This is a genomic window from Pseudomonas kielensis, assembly GCF_014236655.1.
GTDB lineage: Bacteria > Pseudomonadota > Gammaproteobacteria > Pseudomonadales > Pseudomonadaceae > Aquipseudomonas > Aquipseudomonas kielensis.
This window is the reverse complement of sequence record NZ_JACMYG010000009.1, coordinates 42,251-62,890: the sequence shown is the minus strand read 5'-3', so window position 1 is coordinate 62,890 and position 20,640 is coordinate 42,251. Positions and strand designations below refer to the sequence as shown.

The window sequence follows — 20,640 nt, the reverse complement described above, 5'->3', positions numbered from 1 at the left end:
CATCGATCATGACCATGACCTTGACCCTGAGCAAACCCAAGCCGCGGTTCAGTTCGCCGGCGCTGGAACGCGGCTTGCTGCTGCTCCCGCTGCCGGTGTTGCTGCTGATCTTCTACGTGCTGCCGTTTATCGGCGTGGTCGGCTGGAGCTTCTCGCTGCCGACACCGGGCCTGGAGCAGTACGAACGCATCGCCACCGACCCGGCCATCCACGACATGCTCTGGCGCACCCTGCGCCTGTGCCTGACCGTCAGCGTGCTGGCCCTGGTGATCGGCTACCTGCTGGCCTACTGCTGGGTGTTCAGCCCGCCGTTCTGGCAGCGGGTGGTGGAGATTTGCATCTTCATCCCGTTCTGGATCTCGGTGCTGGTGCGGGCGTTCGGCTGGTTGATCGCCCTGCGCAGCAATGGGGTGCTCAACAACGGGTTGATGGGCATGGGCCTGATCGATCAACCGCTGCAACTGAGCCGCAATGAAATCGGCGTGGTGATCGGCATGCTCCACGTGATGATTCCGTACGCGGTGTTCCCGCTGCTGTCGAGCATGCGCCAGCTGGACCAGCGCATTCTCATGGCCTCCCGGGGCCTGGGAGCCGGGCCGCTGCGCACGTTCTGGCAAGTGTTGCTGCCCCAGACCCTGCCGGGGATGCTGGGCGCCTTCATCATGGTCTTCGTGTTCTGCCTGGGCTTCTTCATCACCCCGGTACTGCTGGGTGGCGGGCAAACGGTGATGATCGCCGAGTACGTGTTCCTGCAAATGTTCCAGACCAGTAACTGGGGCCTGGGGGCCGCCTTGAGCGTGGTGCTGCTGTTGTTGGTCAGCGCATTGATCTGGGTCCTGCTGAAAATGACCCGTGTGAACCGCCTGGTAGGCTGAGGTTATCTATGAACACCCATCGTACAAGCCTGAGTACCCGCCTGCTGGCCGTGATCGCCATGGCCTTCATGCTGTTCCCGCTGCTGACGGTCATACCGGTGTCGTTCACCAGCAAGCGCTTCCTGTCGATGCCCGAGGGCAACTGGTCGCTACGGCACTACGAGGCGCTGGTGAGCAATCCGGACTGGATCCATGCCATCAGCCAGAGCCTGACCATTGCCTTTGCCACCAGCCTCATCGCCACCCTGCTGGCGGCCAGCTTCAGCCTGGGCATCTGGTACATGCGCTCGAAACTGGCCACCGCATTGATCGGCCTGGTGCTGTTGCCGATGGCGATCCCGCCGGTGATTTCGGCGCTGGTGCTGTACTTCATGGAAACCAAGCTCGGCCGGTTCGCCCCGGGCATGGGCTACGACACCCTGACCGGGGTGGTGATCGCCCACGTGATCATGGTGGTGCCGTACGGGGTGGTGACCATGCTGGTTGCCCTCAGCCAGATCGACCGGCGGATTGAACTGGCCTCGCGCAACCTCGGCGCCAGCCTGATGCAGACCACCTTCATGGTGATCCTGCCGAACCTCAAGCTGGGCCTGGCCTCCACCGCCCTCCTGGGCTTTGCCCTGTCGTGGGAAGAAGTGGCGGTGACCCTGTTCATCACCAGCGTCAACGTCGACACCCTGCCCAAGCGCATCTGGAGCGGCCTGCGCGACAACGTCGACCCAAGCGTGGCGGCCATCTCGGTGCTGCTGATCAGCCTGACCCTGCTGGTGCTGATTGGGCGCCTGGTGGTCCAGCACCTGGTCGACAAACGGGCGCAAAGGCTTCAACACCCGTGACAACACCGTCCCGGTCCAATAGATTAGGCGGCCTGAAAAGGCCGTCGTGCTTTCTCGCCTCAATTCAAGTTTAAAGAAGTAGTGAAATTTCAATGCCAGATTCCAACACCGCTGAATCCGTAGTCACGTTGTCGTCCAAAGCGGAATACGAAAACTCCATCAATCTTTCACAACACGTGCCCCAGGCCAAAACCATCAGCGAGATGGTCCTGGACGCCTTCCACACTTCCAAGGAAAGCGACCAGATTCGCGATCTGCGCGCCGCCATCCGCCAGGCCCACGACCGCTTCGACGACGACCAGGCCTACGAACTGATGGGCCAGCTCAAGCAACTCAAGGACGCCGAGGCCGCCGACATCGCCGCCCTCGAAGACCTGAGCAGCAAATTCCCGATCAGCCGCATCCTGTCCAGCTTCAAGGACGACCCTGCTTTCCAGGAACTGGTCTACGGCCTGGCCCTGAAAGTCCTCAACCAGACTCACCAGGCCATCAGCAACCCAAGCGGCAGCAAGGGCAAGGCCGCCCGCGCGAAGAAAGAAGTCGAAGTGTTCAGCATCAGCAAGGACGGCCTCACCGTCACCCTGCCCCTGCGCACCCCACGCTCGAAACCCAGCGTCGATCGCCAAGCCTATGAATTCCTCGGCTTCACCTTTGTCGGTGAAGGCGACGAACTGGAACTGGAAAACGAAACCTTCCTCGACACCAGCGGCACCGAACAACCGGCCACCCGCAAAGCCATCATCACCGCCCTGCAACAACAGACCGCGTTTGCCGGCTACAGCATCGCGGCCCAGTAATCGCCGAGTAAATCGCCCCAACAAAAAGCCCCGCTCTTCGTTTGAAGGCGGGGCTTTTTGCTGGGGCGAGCGAGCGCATCGGCGGAGAAAACGCAGCGCAAGAGCGGCGAGGACCAGGTCCTCGAACGCAACCTCGCGGGCTCGACAGCTGCGGGGGATTGGGATATTGCCAAGATATGTGGTGTGGCGCAGATCACCATCGCTAGCAAGCTAGCAGCCACAAAGACATCCCACAGAAATACTCCAGCCAAAAAGAAGCAGGCCGGCCGATAGGCCGCCTCGCCCTTACCACTCAACAGGCCGAGCGTTAGCTCGCCTGCTGCTCTTGATCTTGATCCACCCGCCCCATCGGCAGGCTGAGCGAAGGTGTCCATCCGGGGGGAGGCGCGGAGCGCCGTGCGGCGAAGCCGCATACATCGAGAGGAGGTGCAGCGAAGCAAACCGGAGGCGATGCCCCCGGATGGATACCGTAGCGAAGGGACCCCGAGCCTTAGCGAGGGGCCGAACGCCTGGGGCAAAGACCTTTGGTTACTTTGGGCTGGGCCGGCACTCCGGCGTTTGCCAAAGTGACCCGCCGTAAGGGCGGAACCATTAGCCGCCATCACCACAGCAACGGATATGCCCCCCCCCCCCCCGACAAACCCAGCCCCAACAAAAAGCCCCGCTCTTCTCACAAAGGCGGGGCTCCAGGCACAACGGCAAACCTTAAGGCGCGTAAGTCAGCAACAACTCACTCGGCACCTTGAAATCCAACGACATCATCACGCTCAACGCCGTGATGGTGAAGATCGAGAACACAAACAGCTTGCGTGCCCACACCGTGTCATCCACCGCCTTATAGCCGGTCCAGGCCATATACAACCAGTACATGCCCATGGCCGCGGCAACGGCCAGGTAGCTCATGCCCGCATAACCACTGAAGGTCAGCATCAAGGTCGCCACCAGGAACGCCAGGATATAGAGCAGGATATGCCGCTTCGCCACCTGGATCCCACGCTTGACCGGCAACACCGGAATCGAGGCCGCCAGGTAGTCGTTGAAGCGGAAAATCGCGATCGCATAGGAATGCGGCATCTGCCACAGGCTGAACATCACCAGCAGGGTCAGCGCAGCCATGTCGAAGCTGTTGCTCACGGCCACATAACCGATCACCGGCGGCATCGCCCCCGACAGACTGCCCACCAGCGTGCCGTGTACCGACTTGCGCTTGAGATACAGGCTGTAGAAGCCGACATAGATGACAAACCCGATCACCGCGAACAGCGCCGCCAACGGGTTGGCCACCTTGTACAGCAGGGCCACGCCCGCAACACCCAGGACAGTCGCGTAAACCAGTGCCAGTTTCAGGGAGATCAGGCCCTGCACCAGCACCCGGTTCTTGGTGCGCTCCATCTTCAGGTCGATATCACGGTCGATGCAGTTGTTGAACACGCAACCCGAGGCTACCACCAGGGACGTGCCGATCATCGCGGCCAGGAAAATGGCCAGATCGACATGCCCCTTCGAGGCCAGGAAGAATCCGCCTGCCACAGAAAGCACGTTACCGAAAATGATCCCCGGTTTGGTGATTTGGATAAAGTGCTTAAAGGACATCCGGACTTACCTCACTTCGCCATCATGAAGGTGTGGATGCTGAACATGATCCACAGCGACAGACCCACCAGCAGGACAATCACCAGTGCGGCGAAGACAAACGCGATCACGTTGTTACGCTGAGCCTGCGAACGATCCAGGTGGAGGAAGTACACCAGGTGCACCAGCACCTGGATCACGGCGAATGCCAGGACGATCCACAGGGTGATCGACTTCGGCAGCGATGGGTACATCACCAGGCCGAACGGGATCACTGTCAGGATGACCGACAGGATGAAGCCGATGGCGTAGGACTTGACGCTGCCGTGGCCGGCGTCGTCGTGGGAATGTGATGTGTTAGCCATTTACATAGTCCCCATCAGGTAAACAACGGTGAATACGCAGATCCACACGACGTCCAGGAAGTGCCAGAACAGGCTCAGGCAGCTCAGACGGGTCTTGTTGGTCGCCGTCAGGCCGTTTTTCTGCACCTGATACATCATGATCGCCATCCAGATCAGACCGCTGGTCACGTGCAGACCGTGGGTGCCGACCAGGGTGAAGAACCCGGACAGGAAGCCGGAACGGCTAGGGCCGTAGCCTTCGGAGATCAGCAGGTGAAACTCGTTGATCTCCATGGCGATAAAGCCGGCGCCGAACAGGAAGGTCATGGCCAGCCAGCCCAGGACCTGGCTCTTCTTGCCCTTGAACAACGCCAGCATGGCGAAGCCGTAGGTGATCGAACTGAACAGCAGCAGAGCGGTTTCGCCCAGTACATACGGCAGTTCGAAGATGTCGTGGCCCGACGGGCCACCGGCGACGTTGTTTACCAGTACCGCGTATACCGCGAAGATCGACGCAAACAGGATGCAGTCGGTCATCAGGTAGAGCCAGAAGCCGTATACGGTCATCTCGCCCGAGTCGTGGTGATGGTCATCATGCCCATGTCCATCGACATGGGTGTGTCCAGCATTGGTCACTAAGTTCGACATGGTTTAAGCCTGTTCCAACGAGGTTTCAACACGGGTGGCGGTGGCTGGAACTTTCCCGGCCGCTACCAGACGCTTGTGCTGCTCGGCTTCGATGCGCTCGATCACGTCGACCGGCACCATATAGCCCTGATCATCACGCGCAGCGTGGATCACGAAGTACACCACGGTGCCGACCAGACCGAAGGCGGCCAGCCACCAGATGTGCCAGATCATCGCGAAACCGAACACTGTCAACAGTGCGCCCATGACCACACCGGTCGCGGTGTTGTTTGGCATGTGGATCGGTTCGTAACGGCTTGGCGCCTGGTACGCGGTACCGTTTTCCTTGGCTTCGGTGAACGGATCGATCACATCGGCTTTTGGCAGTACGGCGAAGTTGTAGAACGGTGGTGGCGAGGAGGTCGACCATTCCAGGGTATGGGCATTCCACGGGTCACCGTGTTCGCACATGTTTTCTGGCTTGTTGCGATCACGCACGCTGACGTACAGCTGGATCAACTGGCAGGCGATGCCGACAGCGATCATCACGGCGCCGAACATGGCGACGTACAGGTACGGTACCCATTCCGGGTTGGTGGTGGCGTTCAGGCGACGGGTCATGCCCATGAAGCCCAGGACGTAGAGCGGCATGAATGCGACGAAGAAGCCGGTGATCCAGAACCAGAATGCAGCCTTGCCCCAGCCTTCGTGCAGCTTGAAGCCGAACGCTTTCGGGAAGTAGAACGCGAAACCTGCGATGTAACCGAATACCGCACCGCCGATGATCACGTTGTGGAAGTGCGCGATCACGAACAGGCTGTTGTGCAGGACGAAGTCCGCACCCGGGATGGCCAGCAGTACGCCGGTCATGCCGCCGATGGCGAAGGTCACCATGAAGCCCAGGGTCCACAGCACTTGGCTGGTGAAACGCAGGCGGCCCTGGTAGATGGTGAACAGCCAGTTGAATAGCTTCACACCCGTGGGGATCGAAATCAGCATCGTCGCCAGGCCGAAGAAGGCGTTGACGCTGGCACCCGAACCCATGGTGAAGAAGTGGTGCAGCCAGACCATGAAGCCCAGGATCGAGATCGCGCCCGAGGCGTAGATCATCGAGTGGTGGCCGAACAGTTTCTTGCCAGTGAAGGTCGAGATGACTTCGGAGAAGATCCCGAACGCCGGCAGAATCAGGATGTAAACCTCGGGGTGACCCCAGGCCCAGAACAGGTTGACGTACATCATCGGATTGCCACCAAGTTCATTGGTGAAAATGTGGAAATCCATGTAACGGTCAAGCGTCAGCAGTGCCAGGGTAGCGGTCAGGATCGGGAACGAAGCGACGATCAGGACGTTGGCCCAGGTGCAGGTCCAGGTGAAGATCGGCATGTCCATCAGCTTCATGCCCGGGGTACGCATTTTCAGCACGGTGGCCAGGAAGTTGACCCCCGTCAGCGTCGTACCTAACCCGGATAGCTGTAGCGCCCAGATGTAGTAATCCATCCCCACGCCCGGACTGTATTGCAGGCCCGACAGCGGCGGATAGGCAACCCAACCGGTCTTGGCGAATTCGCCAACGCCCAGGGACAGGTTGATCAGCACCACGCCGGAAACCAGCAGCCAGAAGCTCAGGGAGTTCAGGAACGGGAAGGCAACGTCACGCGCGCCGATCTGCAGCGGCACTGCAAGGTTCATCAGGCCGGTGAAGAATGGCATCGCCATGAAGATGATCATGATCACACCGTGAGCGGTGAAGATCTGGTCATAGTGTTCAGGAGGCAGGTAGCCCGGCGAACCCTCGGTGGCCATGGCCAACTGGGTACGCATCATGATGGCGTCGGCAAAACCGCGCAGCAGCATGACCATGGCGACGATGATGTACATCACGCCGATTTTCTTGTGGTCGACCGAGGTCAACCACTCGGTCCACAGGTAGGTCCACTTCTTGAAGTAGGTGATTGCAGCGAACAGCGCCAGACCGCCGAGCGCGATCATGGCGATGGTAACCATCACGATCGGTTCGTGGAACGGGACCGCTTCCCAACTTAATTTACCAAACATCGTTTACTCCTCTGCCCCGGCAGCTGAATGCGATTCCATGTCCGTAGCGGCCACTTCTTTCTCTTTCTTCTCGTGCTTGACCTTCGGACCCGGTTTCATGCCCTCGTACTTATCGACGATGATCTGGAACAGGTTCGGCGTAACCGAGGAGTAGAGCTCGACTGGGTTGTTCTGGCTCTGCTTGGAAAGGGCTGCGTATTCAGCTTGTTCAAGCTGTTTAGGTGCCTTTTTGACTTCGCTTACCCAGGCGTCGAACTCTTCCTGGGTGGTGGCGATTGCCTTGAATTTCATACCGGTGAAACCAGCGCCGCTGTAGTTGGCGGAGATACCGTCCATTTCAGCGTTCTGGTTGGCGATCAGGTGCAGCTTGGTCTGCATGCCCGCCATCGCGTAGATCTGGCCGCCCAGGCCCGGGATGAAGAACGAGTTCATCACGGCGTCCGAGGTCACCTTGAAGTTGATCGGCGTGTGCGCCGGGAACACGATCTTGTTGACCGTGGCAATGCCTTGTTCCGGGTAGATGAACAGCCACTTCCAGTCCAGCGCGACCACTTCGATGGTCACCGGCTTCACGTCGGATTCCAGCGGACGGTACGGGTCCAGGGCGTGGGTCGATTTGTAGGTGACGTAACCCAGGGCAATGATGATCAGTACCGGGACAGCCCACACTGCGATTTCGATCTTGGTGGAGTGGTTCCACTTGGGCGTGTAGGTGGCGCTGGTGTTGGACGCACGGTACTTCCAGGCGAACAGGAAGGTCATGACGATGACCGGAACCACGACCAGGAGCATCAGCAGCGTTGCGGTGATGATCAGGTTTCGCTCATCCAGGCCGACCTGGCCCTTGGGATCGAGCAAGGTCATGTTGCAGCCTCCCAGCAACAGCGTGCCGAGCAGCGGCAATAAGCCTAGTAGTCTGGGGTACCTGTTTTTACTCATCTCACGACCTCTAAAGCAGCTTGCGCAATGCAGTTGGGTTTTGATCGCCAACACTTCACCCTGCCAAGGGTTGGCATTTTTCTTGGATTGAATAAGGGCTTGCCCGTCACGCGCTAAACGTTGATTGACACATCCTGGGCCAGCGGTGAGTTCTTATTCGAATTCGTGGTCAAAGGCCTTGTTACAGACCAATTCCATTTGGTGCGGATAGTTGGAAAGGCACCGACACCTGGGGTCGCACGAAGCTATCGAACCGCTCCTCGACCACCCTTCTCTGCTCAGGGGTGAGCAGTGCCGGAATTTCAGTGCGGGCGATTGTAGATATGTAACGTTTTATAAACCATGTCTCATCTCGAAATAATTTTTATCGGATACGGCAACAATCATTAACGAATCCTGTAACGATTGCCGATTTTATCGCGATTCATTCTCAACAAGAACCCCAAAAAATGTAGGTCTACTGTGCGCAGTTCAGACAGCTTCTGGGGCCGAGCTCAGCCCGCCATGTTCGCCAAACCCCCATTTTCACAAGGCCTGTGGCCATTCGCCGAAGCCTGTTAAAACTGCCTGGCGCGGCATGGTTGCTGGCTTTTGGCGAAGCCCGGTGCCGGGCAAACCTTTGTATCTTTTCATGCCAAAATGCTGCGCTTGAAATGCGTTGCGACACTTAAGCTGTGACAACATGTCGCACACTTGCCGCACCCTCGATTGTCCTGCATCACGGACTTTTTACCGCGCCACTGAAACGTCAAACGCCCCGGCCTCTTTCGAGGACCAGGGCGTTTTTTGAGCAGTGACGGTAGCTGAGGGTAACGGCCTCAGTTCATCTGTTTGCGGTTGCGCGAGACCAGCAGCGGCACCAGGATCACGGTCAGGACGAAGGCCACCAGGGCCCATTGCGCCAGCGACAGGCCGAGGATCGGCGGATAAGGCGTGGAGCAGAAACCGTCGACCTGGAAGCCCAGCGGGAAGATCTTGGCCAGTGGCAGGCCATCGACAATCGGCTGCAGCACATCGATGCCGCAGCTCACCGATGGATAGAACTGGGTGTAGACGTGATGGGCAGCGGTGCCCGCCCCCGCCAGGGCAAAGATCACCACCAGGGTCTCGAACACCGTGACGCTGCGACGGGTGCGCATGGCCGCCCCGGCGAAGGCACTGAGGGCAATCAGCAGCAGCGCGTAGCGTTGCAGGATGCACAGTGGGCACGGGGCTTCACCCAGCACGATCTGCATGTACAGCGCGCCCCCGATCAGCGCCAGGCAGATAATGCCCAACAACACCAGAAAACGCCGCTCACGGCCCAGGCGCATCGAATCCTCGTTCATTCCCGTTTCCTTCGTCATAAATGCAGGCTATGGCCGCCAGTTTACACGCCGGGCGTGCGCATGCAGCACGCGGCGTGGTGTCGGACCTTTCGCGGGGAATTAACCGTGGGGGGTATTAACAGCGGATTAAGCCGTGGGGTCTGTGTTGACGCGCATGACGCCATCGCGAGCAGGCTCGCACAGCGAATCTGTGGACCAGGCCAGGCGGCGCTCCGCTTGCCCGGGATGGCGGTGGGTCAGGGGGCATAAATGTTGGCTATGCCGGCCTCATCGCGGGCAAGCCCGCTCCCACAAAGATACTCCAACGCAGGAAAGCAGGCCGGCCGGTAGGCCGCCTCGCCTGCCCTTGCCACTCAGGCCGACCGGCAGGTCGCCGTGCTTTTGCTCTTGATCCACCCGCCCCATCGGCAGGCTGAGCGAAGGTGTCCATCAGGGGGGAGGCGCGGAGCGCCGTGCGGCGAAGCCGCATACATCGAGAGGAGGTGCAGCGAAGCAAACCGGAGGCGATGCCCCCGGATGGATACCGTAGCGAAGGGACCCCGAGCCTTAGCGAGGGGCCGAACGCCTGGGGCAAAGACCTTTGGTTACTTTGGGCTGGGCCGGCACTCCGGCGTTTGCCAAAGTGACCCGCCGTAAGGGCGGAACCATTAGCCGCCACAACCGCAGCAATGGATATACCCCAAATCCAAGATCAAAAGATCACAACCTTCAGCAGCTCACACAGCCCCTCAACACCATAGAATCTCCCACCGTTGACCTTGCCTCGACTAAAGACTGGTGGAAGCGAGCCTGCCCGCGATGGGGGCGACTCGGTCTGACCAAGTCGCCCCCCTTGCCGTCATTCCAACGCCGCAGCCGGCCCAAAGAACTCGTAGCGGCTCTGGCTTTCAGGCACTCCCAACGCCTTGAGGTGACGCTTGATCACCGCCATGAAGCCCTTGGGCCCCAGGAAGTAGGCGTCCAGGTCCCGCTGCTCGGGCAGCCAGTGACCCAATTGCTCCTGGCTCAGCAGCCCGACCTGGTCGGCTGCCGGGCTGACCCCGTCATCTTCGGCGTAACAGTAGAAGCGCTTGAGCTGGGGATGACGCTCGGCCAGGCCGTCGATCCAGTCGCGGAAGGCATGCACCGCGCCGTTGCGCGCGCAGTGGATAAAGTGCACCGGCCGCTCGGTGGCCAGGGCCGCTTCGAGCATGGCCAGGGTCGGGGTGATGCCCACCCCGCCGCTGATCAGCACCAGCGGCTTGTCGCTGGCCGTCAGGGTGAAGTCGCCAGCAGGCGGGAACAGTTCGATGTGGGCACCGACCTGGAACTGGTCGTGCAGGTAGTTCGACGCACGGCCACCGGCTTCGCGCTTGACGCTGATGCGGTACTGGCCGTCAGTGCCCAGGGACGACAGCGAGTAGTTGCGACGAATCTCTTCACCGTCCAGCAGCAGCTTCATGCCGATGTACTGGCCAGGTTCTGCGGCAAGGATCGGGCCTTTGTCCGCTGGCTCGAAGTAGAACGAAGTGATTTCCGCGCTCTCCTCGACCCGCTGGGTCAAGACGAACGCCCGCGCCCCGCGCCAGCCACCGACGGCTTCGGCTTTCTGGTCGTAGATCGCGGCTTCGGCACCGATCAGGATCTCGGCCAGTTGGCCGTAGGCCGCGCCCCAGGCACTCATCACTTCGGGCGTGGCGATCTCTTCACCGAGCACTTCGCTGATGGCGCGCAGCAGGCAGCTGCCGACAATCGGATAGTGCTCAGGAAGAATCTGCAGGGCCACATGCTTGTTGATGATTTTCGCCACCAGGTCGCCCAACTGGTCGAGCTGGTCGATGTGCCGGGCGTACATCAGCACACCATTGGCCAGGGCCCGGGGCTGGTCGCCGCTGGCCTGGTGCGCCTGGTTGAACAGCGGGCGCACTTGCGGGTATTCGCTGAGCATCATGCGGTAGAAGTGGGTGATCAGAGCTTCACCACCGCTTTCCAGCAGCGGCACGGTGGATTTGACGATGGCACGGTCTTGGGCACTAAGCATAAGGGGATGAACTCCTGAACGACTGCTTTTAATGAATTGCCCTTTGGTTATCAGTTTCCATGCCAACAATTAAACCCTTATAAATCAATCATTTAATTAATATGTAGTCATAACGACCCTGGGGGTTTTATAGTCACCTCGACTACATGGAGTCAATATGACTGCAAAATCCCTGCTGACCACCCTGCTGCCCCTGGTCTCTGACCTGTCCCGCGAACTGCCCGAAGGCGAGCGCTACCGGCGCCTGCTGGAAGCCATGCGTGCCCTGCTGCCTTGCGATGCCGCCGCCCTGCTGCGCCTGGATGGCGAATGGCTGGTGCCGCTGGCGGTGGACGGCTTGAGCACTGACACCCTGGGTCGGCGCTTCAAGGTCAGCGAGCATCCGCGCTTCGCGGCGCTGCTCAGCAGCCCTGGACCGACGCGCTTTGCCGCCGACAGCGAGCTGCCGGACCCCTATGACGGCCTGGTCGACGGCCTCGACGAGCACCTGGAGGTCCACGACTGCATGGGCTGCCCGCTGTTTATCGATGAGCAGCCCTGGGGCCTGCTGACCCTGGATGCGCTGGACCCGGAACGCTTCGAACCCATCGAGCTGGATGCCCTGCAGGCCTTCGCCAGCCTGGCGGCCGCCACGGTCAACGCCGCCGAGCGCATCGAGCGGCTGGCCAATCGGGTTGAAGACGAGCACCAGCGGGCCGAGGTCTATCGTCAGGCCAGCGGCCAGCAAGACCGCGAAATGATCGGCCAGAGCAAGACACACAAGCGCCTGGTGGAGGAGATCAAGCTGGTGGGCGGCAGCGACCTGACGGTGCTGATCACCGGGGAAACCGGGGTCGGCAAGGAGTTGGTGGCCCAGGCGATTCATGCCGCCTCAGCGCGGGCCAACAAGCCGATCATCAGCCTCAACTGCGCCGCCCTGCCCGACACCCTGGTGGAGAGCGAGCTGTTCGGCCATGTGCGCGGGGCCTTCACCGGCGCCACCAGTGACCGACGCGGCAAATTTGAACTGGCCAATGGCGGCACCCTGTTTCTCGACGAAGTCGGCGAGTTGTCCCTGACGGTGCAGGCCAAGTTGCTGCGGGTGCTGCAGAGCGGGCAACTGCAACGCCTGGGGTCGGACAAGGAGCATCAGGTCGATGTGCGCCTGATCGCCGCCACCAACCGCGACCTCGCCGAAGAAGTGCGCAGCGGCCGCTACCGCGCCGACTTTTACCACCGCCTGAGCGTGTATCCGTTGCGGGTGCCGGCCCTGCGTGATCGCGGGCGGGATGTGCTGTTGCTCAGTGGCTATTTCCTCGAACAGAACCGCTCGCGCATGGGCCTCAACAGCCTGCGCCTGTCCAGCGATGCCCAGGCCTCGCTGCTGGCTTACAGCTGGCCGGGCAATGTGCGCGAACTGGAACACTTGATCGGCCGCAGTGCCTTGAAGGCGCTGGGCAACGCCCGCGAGCGGCCGAAGATCCTCAGCCTCAGCGCCGCCGACCTGGACTTGCCCCACGAGGCCCTTGAGGCCAGCGCAGTCCCGGCGCCCGCCATACCTGCGCCAGCACCGGAGGTGAGCGGCGACCTGCGCCAGGCCACCGAGCAGTACCAGCGTCAACTGATCAGCGCCTGCCTGGAGCGCCACCAGCACAACTGGGCCAGCGCCGCCCGCGAGCTGGGCCTGGACCGGGCGAACCTGGGACGAATGGCCAAGCGGCTGGGCATGAAATGATCGCAGCCCCTGTAGACGCTGCCTCGCGGAGCTCGGCAGCTACAAAGGTGGTACCGGCCCTAAAGCCTGCCCCCGTCAAGTCGATAACCCGTTATCAATAGTTGTCGGCGCTTGCGCGATCCTCCGTCACCTTTTCCACAGAAGGTTTTTATGTCCTCCACCAAAGCCCGCGCAGATTCACTTTCGCTTCTGCTGTTTACCTTGCGCAGTGGCAAGCTGATGGCGATCAACCTGCTGAAAGTCAGTGAAATCATCCCCTGCCCGCCGCTGACCCGGTTACCGGAGTCGCACCCCCACGTCAAAGGCATCGCGACCCTGCGCGGCAACTCGTTGTCGGTCATCGACCTGAGCCGCGCCATCGGCGAGCGCCCCCTGGCGGACCCCGACGGTGGCTGCCTGATCGTCACCGACGTCAGCCGCTCGAAACAGGGCCTGCACGTGCAGGCGGTGAGCAAGATCGTGCACTGCCTGACCTCCGATATTCGCCCGCCACCGTATGGCTCGGGCGGCGGACGTTCGTACATCACCGGCGTGACCTCGGTTGACGGCACGCTGGTGCAGGTGTTGGACATCGAGAAGGTCATCCACGGCATTGCCCCGGAGCCGGTGCAAATGGCGCCCACCGAGTTGAGCATGGAAGATGCCGAGCTGCTGGGCAACGCGCGCATCCTGGTGGTCGACGACAGCCAGGTGGCGCTGCAACAGTCGGTAAACACCCTGCGTCACCTCGGTTTGTTATGCCACACCGCCCGCAGTGCCAAGGAAGCCATCGACTGCCTGCTGGAACTGCAAGGCACCGCGCAGCAGATCAACCTGATTGTTTCGGACATCGAGATGTCGGAAATGGACGGCTACGCCTTTACCCGGACCCTGCGCGAAACCCCGGACTTCGCCCACCTCTACGTGCTGCTGCACACCTCCCTGGACAGCGCGATGAACAGCGAAAAAGCCCGACTGTCCGGGGCCAACGCAGTGCTGACCAAGTTCTCTTCGCCGGAGCTGACCCAATGCCTGATCGACGCCGCCAAAGCGGTGGCGCAGCAGGGGCATTGAGCCGTGGTCCAGGCTTACTGCCTGTTGCTGCGCCGCGAACTGGCCGGCGCCCTGCCGCCCAGCGCCTGGCCGGCGGGCATCAGCCTGGCCACCTACCAGCCGACGATGGCTGAGGCGGTGCATCAGTTGCTGGAGGCGGGATATCGAGCGGGCGTCGGTCAGGTCTCGGCCCTGGCTGTCTGGCGCGAACGGTTTGAGCGCGACCCCGAATACGACCCGCAACTGTGCATCATCGCCTCCGACGCCCAGGGCCTCGTCGGCGTGATCCAGTGCTGGACCAGCGCCTACATCAAGCACCTGGTGGTGCATCCCCGCGCCCAGGGGCAAGGCCTGGGACGGGCGTTGCTGCTGCATGCCTTCAGCGTGTTCCAGCAACGTCGCGAAGGGTTTGTCGACTTGAAGGTGCTGGAAGACAACCTTCGCGCACGGCAGTTGTACGCCAGTTGCGGCATGCGCCAGGTCCGCCGGGAACCCGTCCCCGACTGAGGGCATCTCTGCCCCCACAACGACATCAGGCATACTTGCTCTCCGACCCATCAGGAGCCCTGCCATGCGATCCCCTGCCCTGCTTTTCATCGCCCTGACCAGCCTCGCCCTCCACGCCCAGGCCTCAAGCCCCGACGCCTGGGCCGCCTACGACAAGGCCGTACTCGCCAGTTGCACCCAGGCCAGCCAGTTGAGCCACGCCAAGCCGGTGGGCAAGGCCGCGCAGTTCGATGATCGCGTCGGCTACAGCGCCTTGCTGCTTGAGGGCCAGTACCCACAGAAACACATGAAGGGACAGCGCGGCACCGAGCTGTGCCTCTACCACAAGCAGAGCAAGACCGCCCACGTCACCGAATGGGATTCAGTGCGCCCGGCCACCCCGGGCCAATGACTGGCGCACAACTTGCTTCGCCGCAGGCCCCGGCGCTGTTTTTTTGTCATCGCTGACGCTTTCGGACTGTGACCCCTCCCATGAACACATCGTTTTCCTGCGTAGGCTGCGGCAAATGCTGCAATGACCACCATGTGCCCCTGACCCTCGCCGAAGCCCGCATGTGGGCAGCCGATGGCGGCGCGGTGATCGTGCTGGTCGAGGGATTCCTGGACAACGGCCTGGGCCTGCCGGCCGCGCAGCGCGAACACGCCCAGCGCCGGTCCGTGGTGGTGCCCTGCGGTGACACCCACGCCTACGTGACCATTACCTTCGCCGCCTTCAACGCGGGCCGCTGCCGGAATCTTGACGAAGACAACCTGTGCCGGATCTATGAGCGTCGACCGCTGGTGTGCCGGATCTACCCGATGGAAATCAATCCGCACATTCCCCTGACACCGAGCGCCAAGGACTGCCCGCCCGAGTCATGGCAGCAGGGGCCTGAGTTGATCGTCGGCGGCCAATTGGTCGACCGCTCGCTGGCGAGCCTGATCGAGCAGTCACGCCAGGCCGATCGGGATGATATTCAAGCCAAGGAAGGGATCTGCGCACAGCTGGGGATTTGCACCACCGCCCTCAAGGGCGACGGCTTTACCGCCTATCTGCCTGACATGGCCGCGTTTGCCGCCGCCATGGACCGGGTCCAGGCCGAACCGCTGTCGGGTTCGGTCGGGCAGTGGCAGTTTCATCTGTCGGGAACAGCGCTCGCCGACCAGGTGCTGGCCGCCGGCGCGCAGGTGACGACCGAGCAACCCCTGACGTACGCCTTTATCGCGTTGCAGGCGGCCTAGGCCGTTAGGGCAGTGGCCTGATGACCGCTGCGCAAGGCAAGGATCAACCGATCAGCGTTTGCCCATCGAGCGACGGGTACCGGGTGGCGCGGCGCCCGGCACCTTGGTGTGGCCATTCTTGGCGCCGTTCTTGTACCACGGCTGGTTGCCGGCCTTGGCCGCGGCCAGCTCACCTGGCTTGAACGGGAACTTGAAGGCCGGGATGGCGGCGTTGCTGTCGCTGTCGGCGCTGGAGTCGACGCTGTCTGGCAGGTCAGCCTGGTCGTCAGCCGCAGGCGCTTGTGTCGGGGAAGTCATGAATGCTCCGGGTGTAGCGTTGAGTCGCGCCCGGATGATGGGTCGCGAAAAGCCGGCAGTATAACGGGAAGCGCCGCGGCAAGCTGCAAGCTTCAAGCGGCAAGCTGTCCGCCCTGTCAGTTAGCCGTCACCCTGCTGACCGTATCGTGGGGCTATAACGGAGGCATACTGGCTACCTACCCGACCCACCGGCCCCGGCGATTGAACTGATGCCCAGCAAAAAAACCACGCTCCTGCTTGTCGGTACCCTCGTCGTGCTTGTCGCCGCTGGGGCCTGGGCTCTGCTGCGGCCGGCGGCGAGCAAACTCGCCGCGCCGACAGCGGTGCCGGTGCGTGTGGTCAGCGTCGCGCAACGCGATGTACCGCGTTATGTCAGCGGCATCGGCTCGGTGTTATCGCTGCACAGCGTAATCATTCGCCCGCAGATCGACGGCATCCTCACCCGACTGCTGGTCAAGGAAGGCCAACGGGTAAAAGCCGGCGACCTGCTGGCCACCCTCGACGATCGCTCGATCCGCGCCAGCCTCGATCAGGCCCGCGCGCAGCAGGGCGAAAGCCAGGCCCAGTTGCAGGTGGCGCTGGTCAATCTGCAGCGCTACAAGCTGTTGAGCGCCGATGACGGGGTGTCGAAGCAGACCTACGACCAGCAGCAGGCCCTGGTCAATCAGTTGAAAGCCACGCTGCTGGGCAACCAGGCCGCCATCGATGCGGCGCAGGTGCAACTCTCCTACACCCAGATACGTTCACCGGTGACGGGACGGGTCGGGATTCGTACCGTGGACGAAGGCAACTTCCTGCGCATGAGCGATGCCCAAGGGCTGTTCTCGGTGACCCAGATCGACCCGATCGCCGTCGAGTTCTCCCTGCCACAGCAGATGCTGCCGACCCTGCAAGGCCTGATCGGCGCGACGCCCGCCGCCGCGGTCGATGCCTACCTGGGGGCCGACACCGACGGCCAGACTGGCGACTTGCTCGGGGAAGGTCACCTGACGCTGATCGATAACCAGATCAACGCCAACACCGGCACCATTCGCGCCAAGGCCGAATTCAACAACCCCGGGCAAAAGCTCTGGCCCGGGCAACTGGTGACGATCAAGATCCAGACCGCGCTGGACAAGGCGGCCCTGGTGGTACCGCCGACCGTGGTCCAGCGCGGCCTGGACCAGCACTTTGTGTACCGGGTCACGGACGGCAAGGTCGAATCGGTGCCGGTGCAGATGGTCTATCAGAACAGCGACCTGAACATCATCAAGGGGGTGCAAGCCAATGACGTCCTGGTCAGCGATGGCCAGTCGCGCCTCAAGCCGGGGAGCCGCGTGCAGATCCTCGACGAACCGCCGGAACTGACTCAGGCCACCGTTTCGGAGCAGCAGCCATGAAGGCCCGCGGCGGGATCAGCGCCTGGTGTATCGATCACCCGGTGGCCACGGTCCTGTTGACCTTCGCCCTGGTGCTGCTGGGTCTGATCGCCTTCCCGCGATTGCCGATTGCGCCCCTGCCGGAAGCCGAGTTCCCGACCATCCAGGTCAATGCCCTGCTGCCCGGCGCCAGCCCGGACACCATGGCCTCGTCGGTGGCCACCCCCCTGGAGGTGCAATTCAGCGCCATCCCCGGCATGACCCAGATGACCTCCAGCAGTGCCCTGGGCTCGACCAACCTGACCCTGCAATTCACCCTCGACAAGAGCATCGACACCGCCGCCCAGGAAGTCCAGGCGGCGATCAACACCGCTGCGGGCAAACTGCCCAAGGACATGCCGACCCTGCCAACCTGGCGCAAGGTCAACCCGGCCGACAGCCCGGTGCTGATCCTCAGCGTCAGTTCGACACAAATGCCCGGCACCGAACTCAGCGACTACGCCGAAACCCTGCTCGCTCGCCAACTGAGCCAGGTCGACGGGGTCGGCCAGGTCAACATCACCGGCCAGCAGCGCCCGGCCATCCGCGTCCAGGCCTCGGCCGACAAGCTCGCCGCCATTGGCCTGACCTTGGCCGACATCCGCCTGGCCATCCAGCAGACCAGCCTCAATTTGGCCAAGGGCGCGCTGTATGGCGAGTCGAGCATTTCCACCCTGGCGACCAACGACCAACTGTTCCACCCCGAGGAATACGGCGAACTGATCGTTTCCTACAAAGACGGCGCGCCGGTGCACCTGCGGGATGTCGCCCGGGTGGTCAACGGCGCGGAGGATGCCTATGTGCAGGCCTGGTCCGGCACGCAACCGGGGGTCAACCTGGTGATTTTCCGCCAGCCGGGGGCCAACATCGTCGAGACCGTCGACCGCATCCAGGCGGCGCTGCCCAGCCTGCAGGCGATGCTGCCGGCGTCGGTCGAGGTCAAGGTGCTGATCGACCGTACCCAGACCATCCGCGCCTCGCTGCATGAGGTGGAATTGACGCTGTTGATCGCGGTGTTGCTGGTGGTGGCCGTGATGGCGCTGTTCCTGCGTCAGTTGTCGGCGACGTTGATCGTCTCCAGCGTGCTGGCGGTGTCGTTGATCGCCAGTTTTGCCCTGATGTACGTGATGGGCTTCAGCCTCAATAACCTGACCCTGGTGGCGATCGTGATTTCGGTCGGCTTCGTGGTCGACGATGCGATTGTGGTGGTGGAGAACATTCACCGCCATCTGGAGGCCGGCGACGACCAGCGCGTGGCGGCGATCAAGGGCGCCGGCGAGATTGGCTTCACCGTGGTCTCGATCAGCTTCTCGCTGGTGGCCGCGTTTATTCCATTGCTGTTCATGGGCGGGGTTGTCGGGCGCCTGTTCAAGGAGTTTGCCTTGACCGCGACCTCGACCATCCTGATTTCGGTGGTGGTGTCCCTGACCCTGGCCCCCACCCTAGCCGCCCTGTTCATGCGCGCGCCGGTGCATCGCGCCCATGCCAGACCGGGCTTCGGCGAACGCCTGCTGGCCCTGTATGAGCGCGGCCTGCGCCGCGCCCTTGCGCACCAGAAAGCCATGCTGGGGGTGTTCGTCCTGACCCTGGCCATGGCTGTGGTGGGCTACGTGTTTATCCCCAAGGGGTTCTTCCCGGTGCAGGACACCGGGTTTGTGCTGGGCACCACCGAAGCCGCCGCCGATATTTCCTATGGCGACATGGTGAAAAAGCACCTGGCGATGGCGCAGATTGTCGCGGCCGATCCCGCCGTGCAGACGTTTTCCCACTCGGTCGGGGTTTCGGGCAGCAACCAGACCATCGCCAACGGTCGTTTCTGGATTGCCCTCAAGCCACGGGGTGAGCGCGATGTCTCCGCCAGCCAGTTCATCGATCGGATTCGCCCGAAATTGATGGCGGTTCCCGGTATCGTCCTGTACCTGCGGGCCGGACAAGACATCAACCTCAGCTCCGGCCCCAGCCGGGCCCAGTACCAGTACGTGCTCAAGAGCAACGACGGCCCGACCCTCAACCAGTGGACCCAGCGCCTGACGGAAAAACTGCGCGGCATCCCGGCCTTCCGTGACATTTCCAACGACCTGCAACTGGGCGGCAGCATCACCCACATCACCATCGACCGGGCAGCCGCCGCGCGCTTCGGGCTGACCGCCAGCGATGTCGACGAAGCACTGTACGATGCCTTCGGCCAACGCCAGGTCAACGAGTTCCAGACCCAGATCAACCAGTACAACGTGATCCTCGAACTGGACACCCGGCAACGGGGCAAGGCCGAAAGCCTGGCGTATTTCTACCTGCGCTCGCCCCTGAGCGGCGAGATGGTGCCGCTGTCGGCGCTGGCCCGCTTCGACGCACCGACCATCGGCCCGCTGTCCATCGCCCACGATGGCATGTTCCCCGCCGCCAACCTGTCGTTCAACCTGGCGCCGGGTGTGGCCCTGGGCGATGCGGTGATCCTGCTCAACCAGGCGAAAGCTGAAATCGGTATGCCGAGCTCGGTCAACGGCAACTTCCAGGGCGCGGCCCAGGCATTCCAAAGCTCGCTGGCCAGCCAGCCATGGTTGATCCTGGCGGCGCTGGTGGCGGTGTACATCATTCTCGGGGTGCTCTATGAGAGTTTCGTGCACCCACTGACGATTATCTCGACCCTGCCCTCGGCCGGCCTCGGTGCCTTGATCATGTTGTGGCTGCTGGGCCAGGACTTCTCGATCATGGCGCTGATCGGCCTGGTGCTGTTGATCGGCATCGTCAAGAAAAACGGCATCCTGATGATCGACTTCGCCCTCGACGCCCAGCGCAATAGCGGGCTGACGCCCGAGGACGCGATCTATCAGGCCTGTATCACGCGCTTTCGGCCGATCATCATGACCACCCTCGCCGCCCTGCTGGGTGCCCTGCCGCTGATGCTGGGCCACGGCCCCGGCGCCGAGTTGCGCCAGCCACTGGGGATTGCCGTGGTCGGCGGCTTGCTGGTCAGCCAGGCGCTGACGCTGTTTACCACGCCGGTCATATACTTGTGGCTTGAACGGCTCTTTCATCGGCCTACACCAGCACCTGCGCTGGCGACCACACACTGAGGCGG

At 62.1% G+C, this 20,640-nt stretch carries 18 protein-coding genes; 10 read left to right on the top strand and 8 right to left on the bottom strand.

The window, feature by feature from the left end:
* Window positions 1-8 precede the first annotated feature (8 nt).
* The 3 genes from H7995_RS11375 (at window position 9) to H7995_RS11365 (ending at window position 2,508) form a co-directional block, all read left to right on the top strand.
* Entirely contained in the window at window positions 9-875 is an 867-nt protein-coding gene (locus H7995_RS11375; protein ID WP_182342218.1) for an ABC transporter permease, read from the top strand.
* An 8-nt stretch (window positions 876-883) separates the two neighbouring features.
* Window positions 884-1,711, top strand: a complete 828-nt coding sequence (locus H7995_RS11370; protein ID WP_182342220.1) for an ABC transporter permease — start codon at window positions 884-886, stop codon at window positions 1,709-1,711.
* A 92-nt stretch (window positions 1,712-1,803) separates the two neighbouring features.
* Complete coding sequence (locus tag H7995_RS11365; RefSeq protein WP_182342222.1) at window positions 1,804-2,508, top strand: hypothetical protein; 705 nt, start codon at window positions 1,804-1,806, stop codon at window positions 2,506-2,508.
* 705 nt (window positions 2,509-3,213) lie between these two features.
* On the opposite strand, the gene cyoE is transcribed toward H7995_RS11365, so the two are convergent.
* The 7 genes from cyoE to hmpA form a co-directional block, all read right to left on the bottom strand.
* On the bottom strand, window positions 3,214-4,101 hold the full coding sequence (gene cyoE, locus H7995_RS11360; protein WP_095168912.1) for a heme o synthase: 888 nt from the start codon (window positions 4,099-4,101) through the stop codon (window positions 3,214-3,216).
* Between the two features lie 11 nt (window positions 4,102-4,112).
* Window positions 4,113-4,445: a cytochrome o ubiquinol oxidase subunit IV gene (gene cyoD / locus H7995_RS11355; RefSeq protein ID WP_095168913.1), complete on the bottom strand. Its 333-nt coding sequence runs from the start codon at window positions 4,443-4,445 to the stop codon at window positions 4,113-4,115.
* A complete protein-coding gene (locus H7995_RS11350) occupies window positions 4,446-5,072 on the bottom strand; it encodes a cytochrome o ubiquinol oxidase subunit III (protein WP_166593142.1) in 627 nt (208 codons plus the stop codon).
* A gap of 3 nt (window positions 5,073-5,075) precedes the next feature.
* The gene (gene cyoB / locus H7995_RS11345) at window positions 5,076-7,106 is read right to left on the bottom strand and encodes a cytochrome o ubiquinol oxidase subunit I (protein WP_166593143.1); all 2,031 of its coding nucleotides are present in this window, start codon (window positions 7,104-7,106) and stop codon (window positions 5,076-5,078) included.
* 3 nt (window positions 7,107-7,109) lie between these two features.
* On the bottom strand, window positions 7,110-8,045 hold the full coding sequence (gene cyoA, locus H7995_RS11340) for a ubiquinol oxidase subunit II (protein WP_095168916.1): 936 nt from the start codon (window positions 8,043-8,045) through the stop codon (window positions 7,110-7,112).
* A gap of 818 nt (window positions 8,046-8,863) precedes the next feature.
* Entirely contained in the window at window positions 8,864-9,373 is a 510-nt protein-coding gene (locus tag H7995_RS11335) for a disulfide bond formation protein B (protein WP_166593144.1), read from the bottom strand.
* An 838-nt stretch (window positions 9,374-10,211) separates the two neighbouring features.
* Window positions 10,212-11,393, bottom strand: a complete 1,182-nt coding sequence (gene hmpA, locus H7995_RS11330) for an NO-inducible flavohemoprotein (RefSeq protein WP_182342224.1) — start codon at window positions 11,391-11,393, stop codon at window positions 10,212-10,214.
* A gap of 157 nt (window positions 11,394-11,550) precedes the next feature.
* Here hmpA and norR point away from each other — a divergent pair, with 157 nt between their 5' ends.
* From norR to H7995_RS11305, 5 genes are all read left to right on the top strand, one after another.
* On the top strand, window positions 11,551-13,107 hold the full coding sequence (norR, locus tag H7995_RS11325) for a nitric oxide reductase transcriptional regulator NorR (RefSeq protein WP_185818377.1): 1,557 nt from the start codon (window positions 11,551-11,553) through the stop codon (window positions 13,105-13,107).
* Window positions 13,108-13,257: 150 nt separating this feature from the next.
* A complete protein-coding gene (locus H7995_RS11320) occupies window positions 13,258-14,160 on the top strand; it encodes a chemotaxis protein CheV (RefSeq protein ID WP_166589694.1) in 903 nt (300 codons plus the stop codon).
* 3 nt (window positions 14,161-14,163) lie between these two features.
* A complete protein-coding gene (locus H7995_RS11315) occupies window positions 14,164-14,646 on the top strand; it encodes a GNAT family N-acetyltransferase (protein WP_185818376.1) in 483 nt (160 codons plus the stop codon).
* 64 nt (window positions 14,647-14,710) lie between these two features.
* Window positions 14,711-15,037 (top strand): hypothetical protein, encoded by a 327-nt coding sequence (locus H7995_RS11310; RefSeq protein ID WP_166589696.1) that lies wholly within the window; start codon window positions 14,711-14,713, stop codon window positions 15,035-15,037.
* A gap of 80 nt (window positions 15,038-15,117) precedes the next feature.
* Window positions 15,118-15,867, top strand: coding sequence for a YkgJ family cysteine cluster protein (locus tag H7995_RS11305; RefSeq protein ID WP_166589697.1), 750 nt, complete (start codon window positions 15,118-15,120; stop codon window positions 15,865-15,867).
* Window positions 15,868-15,918: 51 nt separating this feature from the next.
* Here H7995_RS11305 and H7995_RS11300 read toward each other — a convergent pair whose 3' ends face one another.
* Window positions 15,919-16,164, bottom strand: a complete 246-nt coding sequence (locus H7995_RS11300; RefSeq protein WP_159997873.1) for a hypothetical protein — start codon at window positions 16,162-16,164, stop codon at window positions 15,919-15,921.
* 209 nt (window positions 16,165-16,373) lie between these two features.
* Here H7995_RS11300 and H7995_RS11295 point away from each other — a divergent pair, with 209 nt between their 5' ends.
* Both H7995_RS11295 and H7995_RS11290 read left to right on the top strand, forming a co-directional pair.
* Window positions 16,374-17,543 (top strand): efflux RND transporter periplasmic adaptor subunit, encoded by a 1,170-nt coding sequence (locus H7995_RS11295; RefSeq protein ID WP_185818375.1) that lies wholly within the window; start codon window positions 16,374-16,376, stop codon window positions 17,541-17,543.
* A complete protein-coding gene (locus H7995_RS11290; RefSeq protein ID WP_185818374.1) occupies window positions 17,540-20,635 on the top strand; it encodes a multidrug efflux RND transporter permease subunit in 3,096 nt (1,031 codons plus the stop codon). The genes H7995_RS11295 and H7995_RS11290 overlap by 4 nt, the downstream gene beginning before the upstream one ends.
* Window positions 20,636-20,640 lie beyond the last annotated feature (5 nt).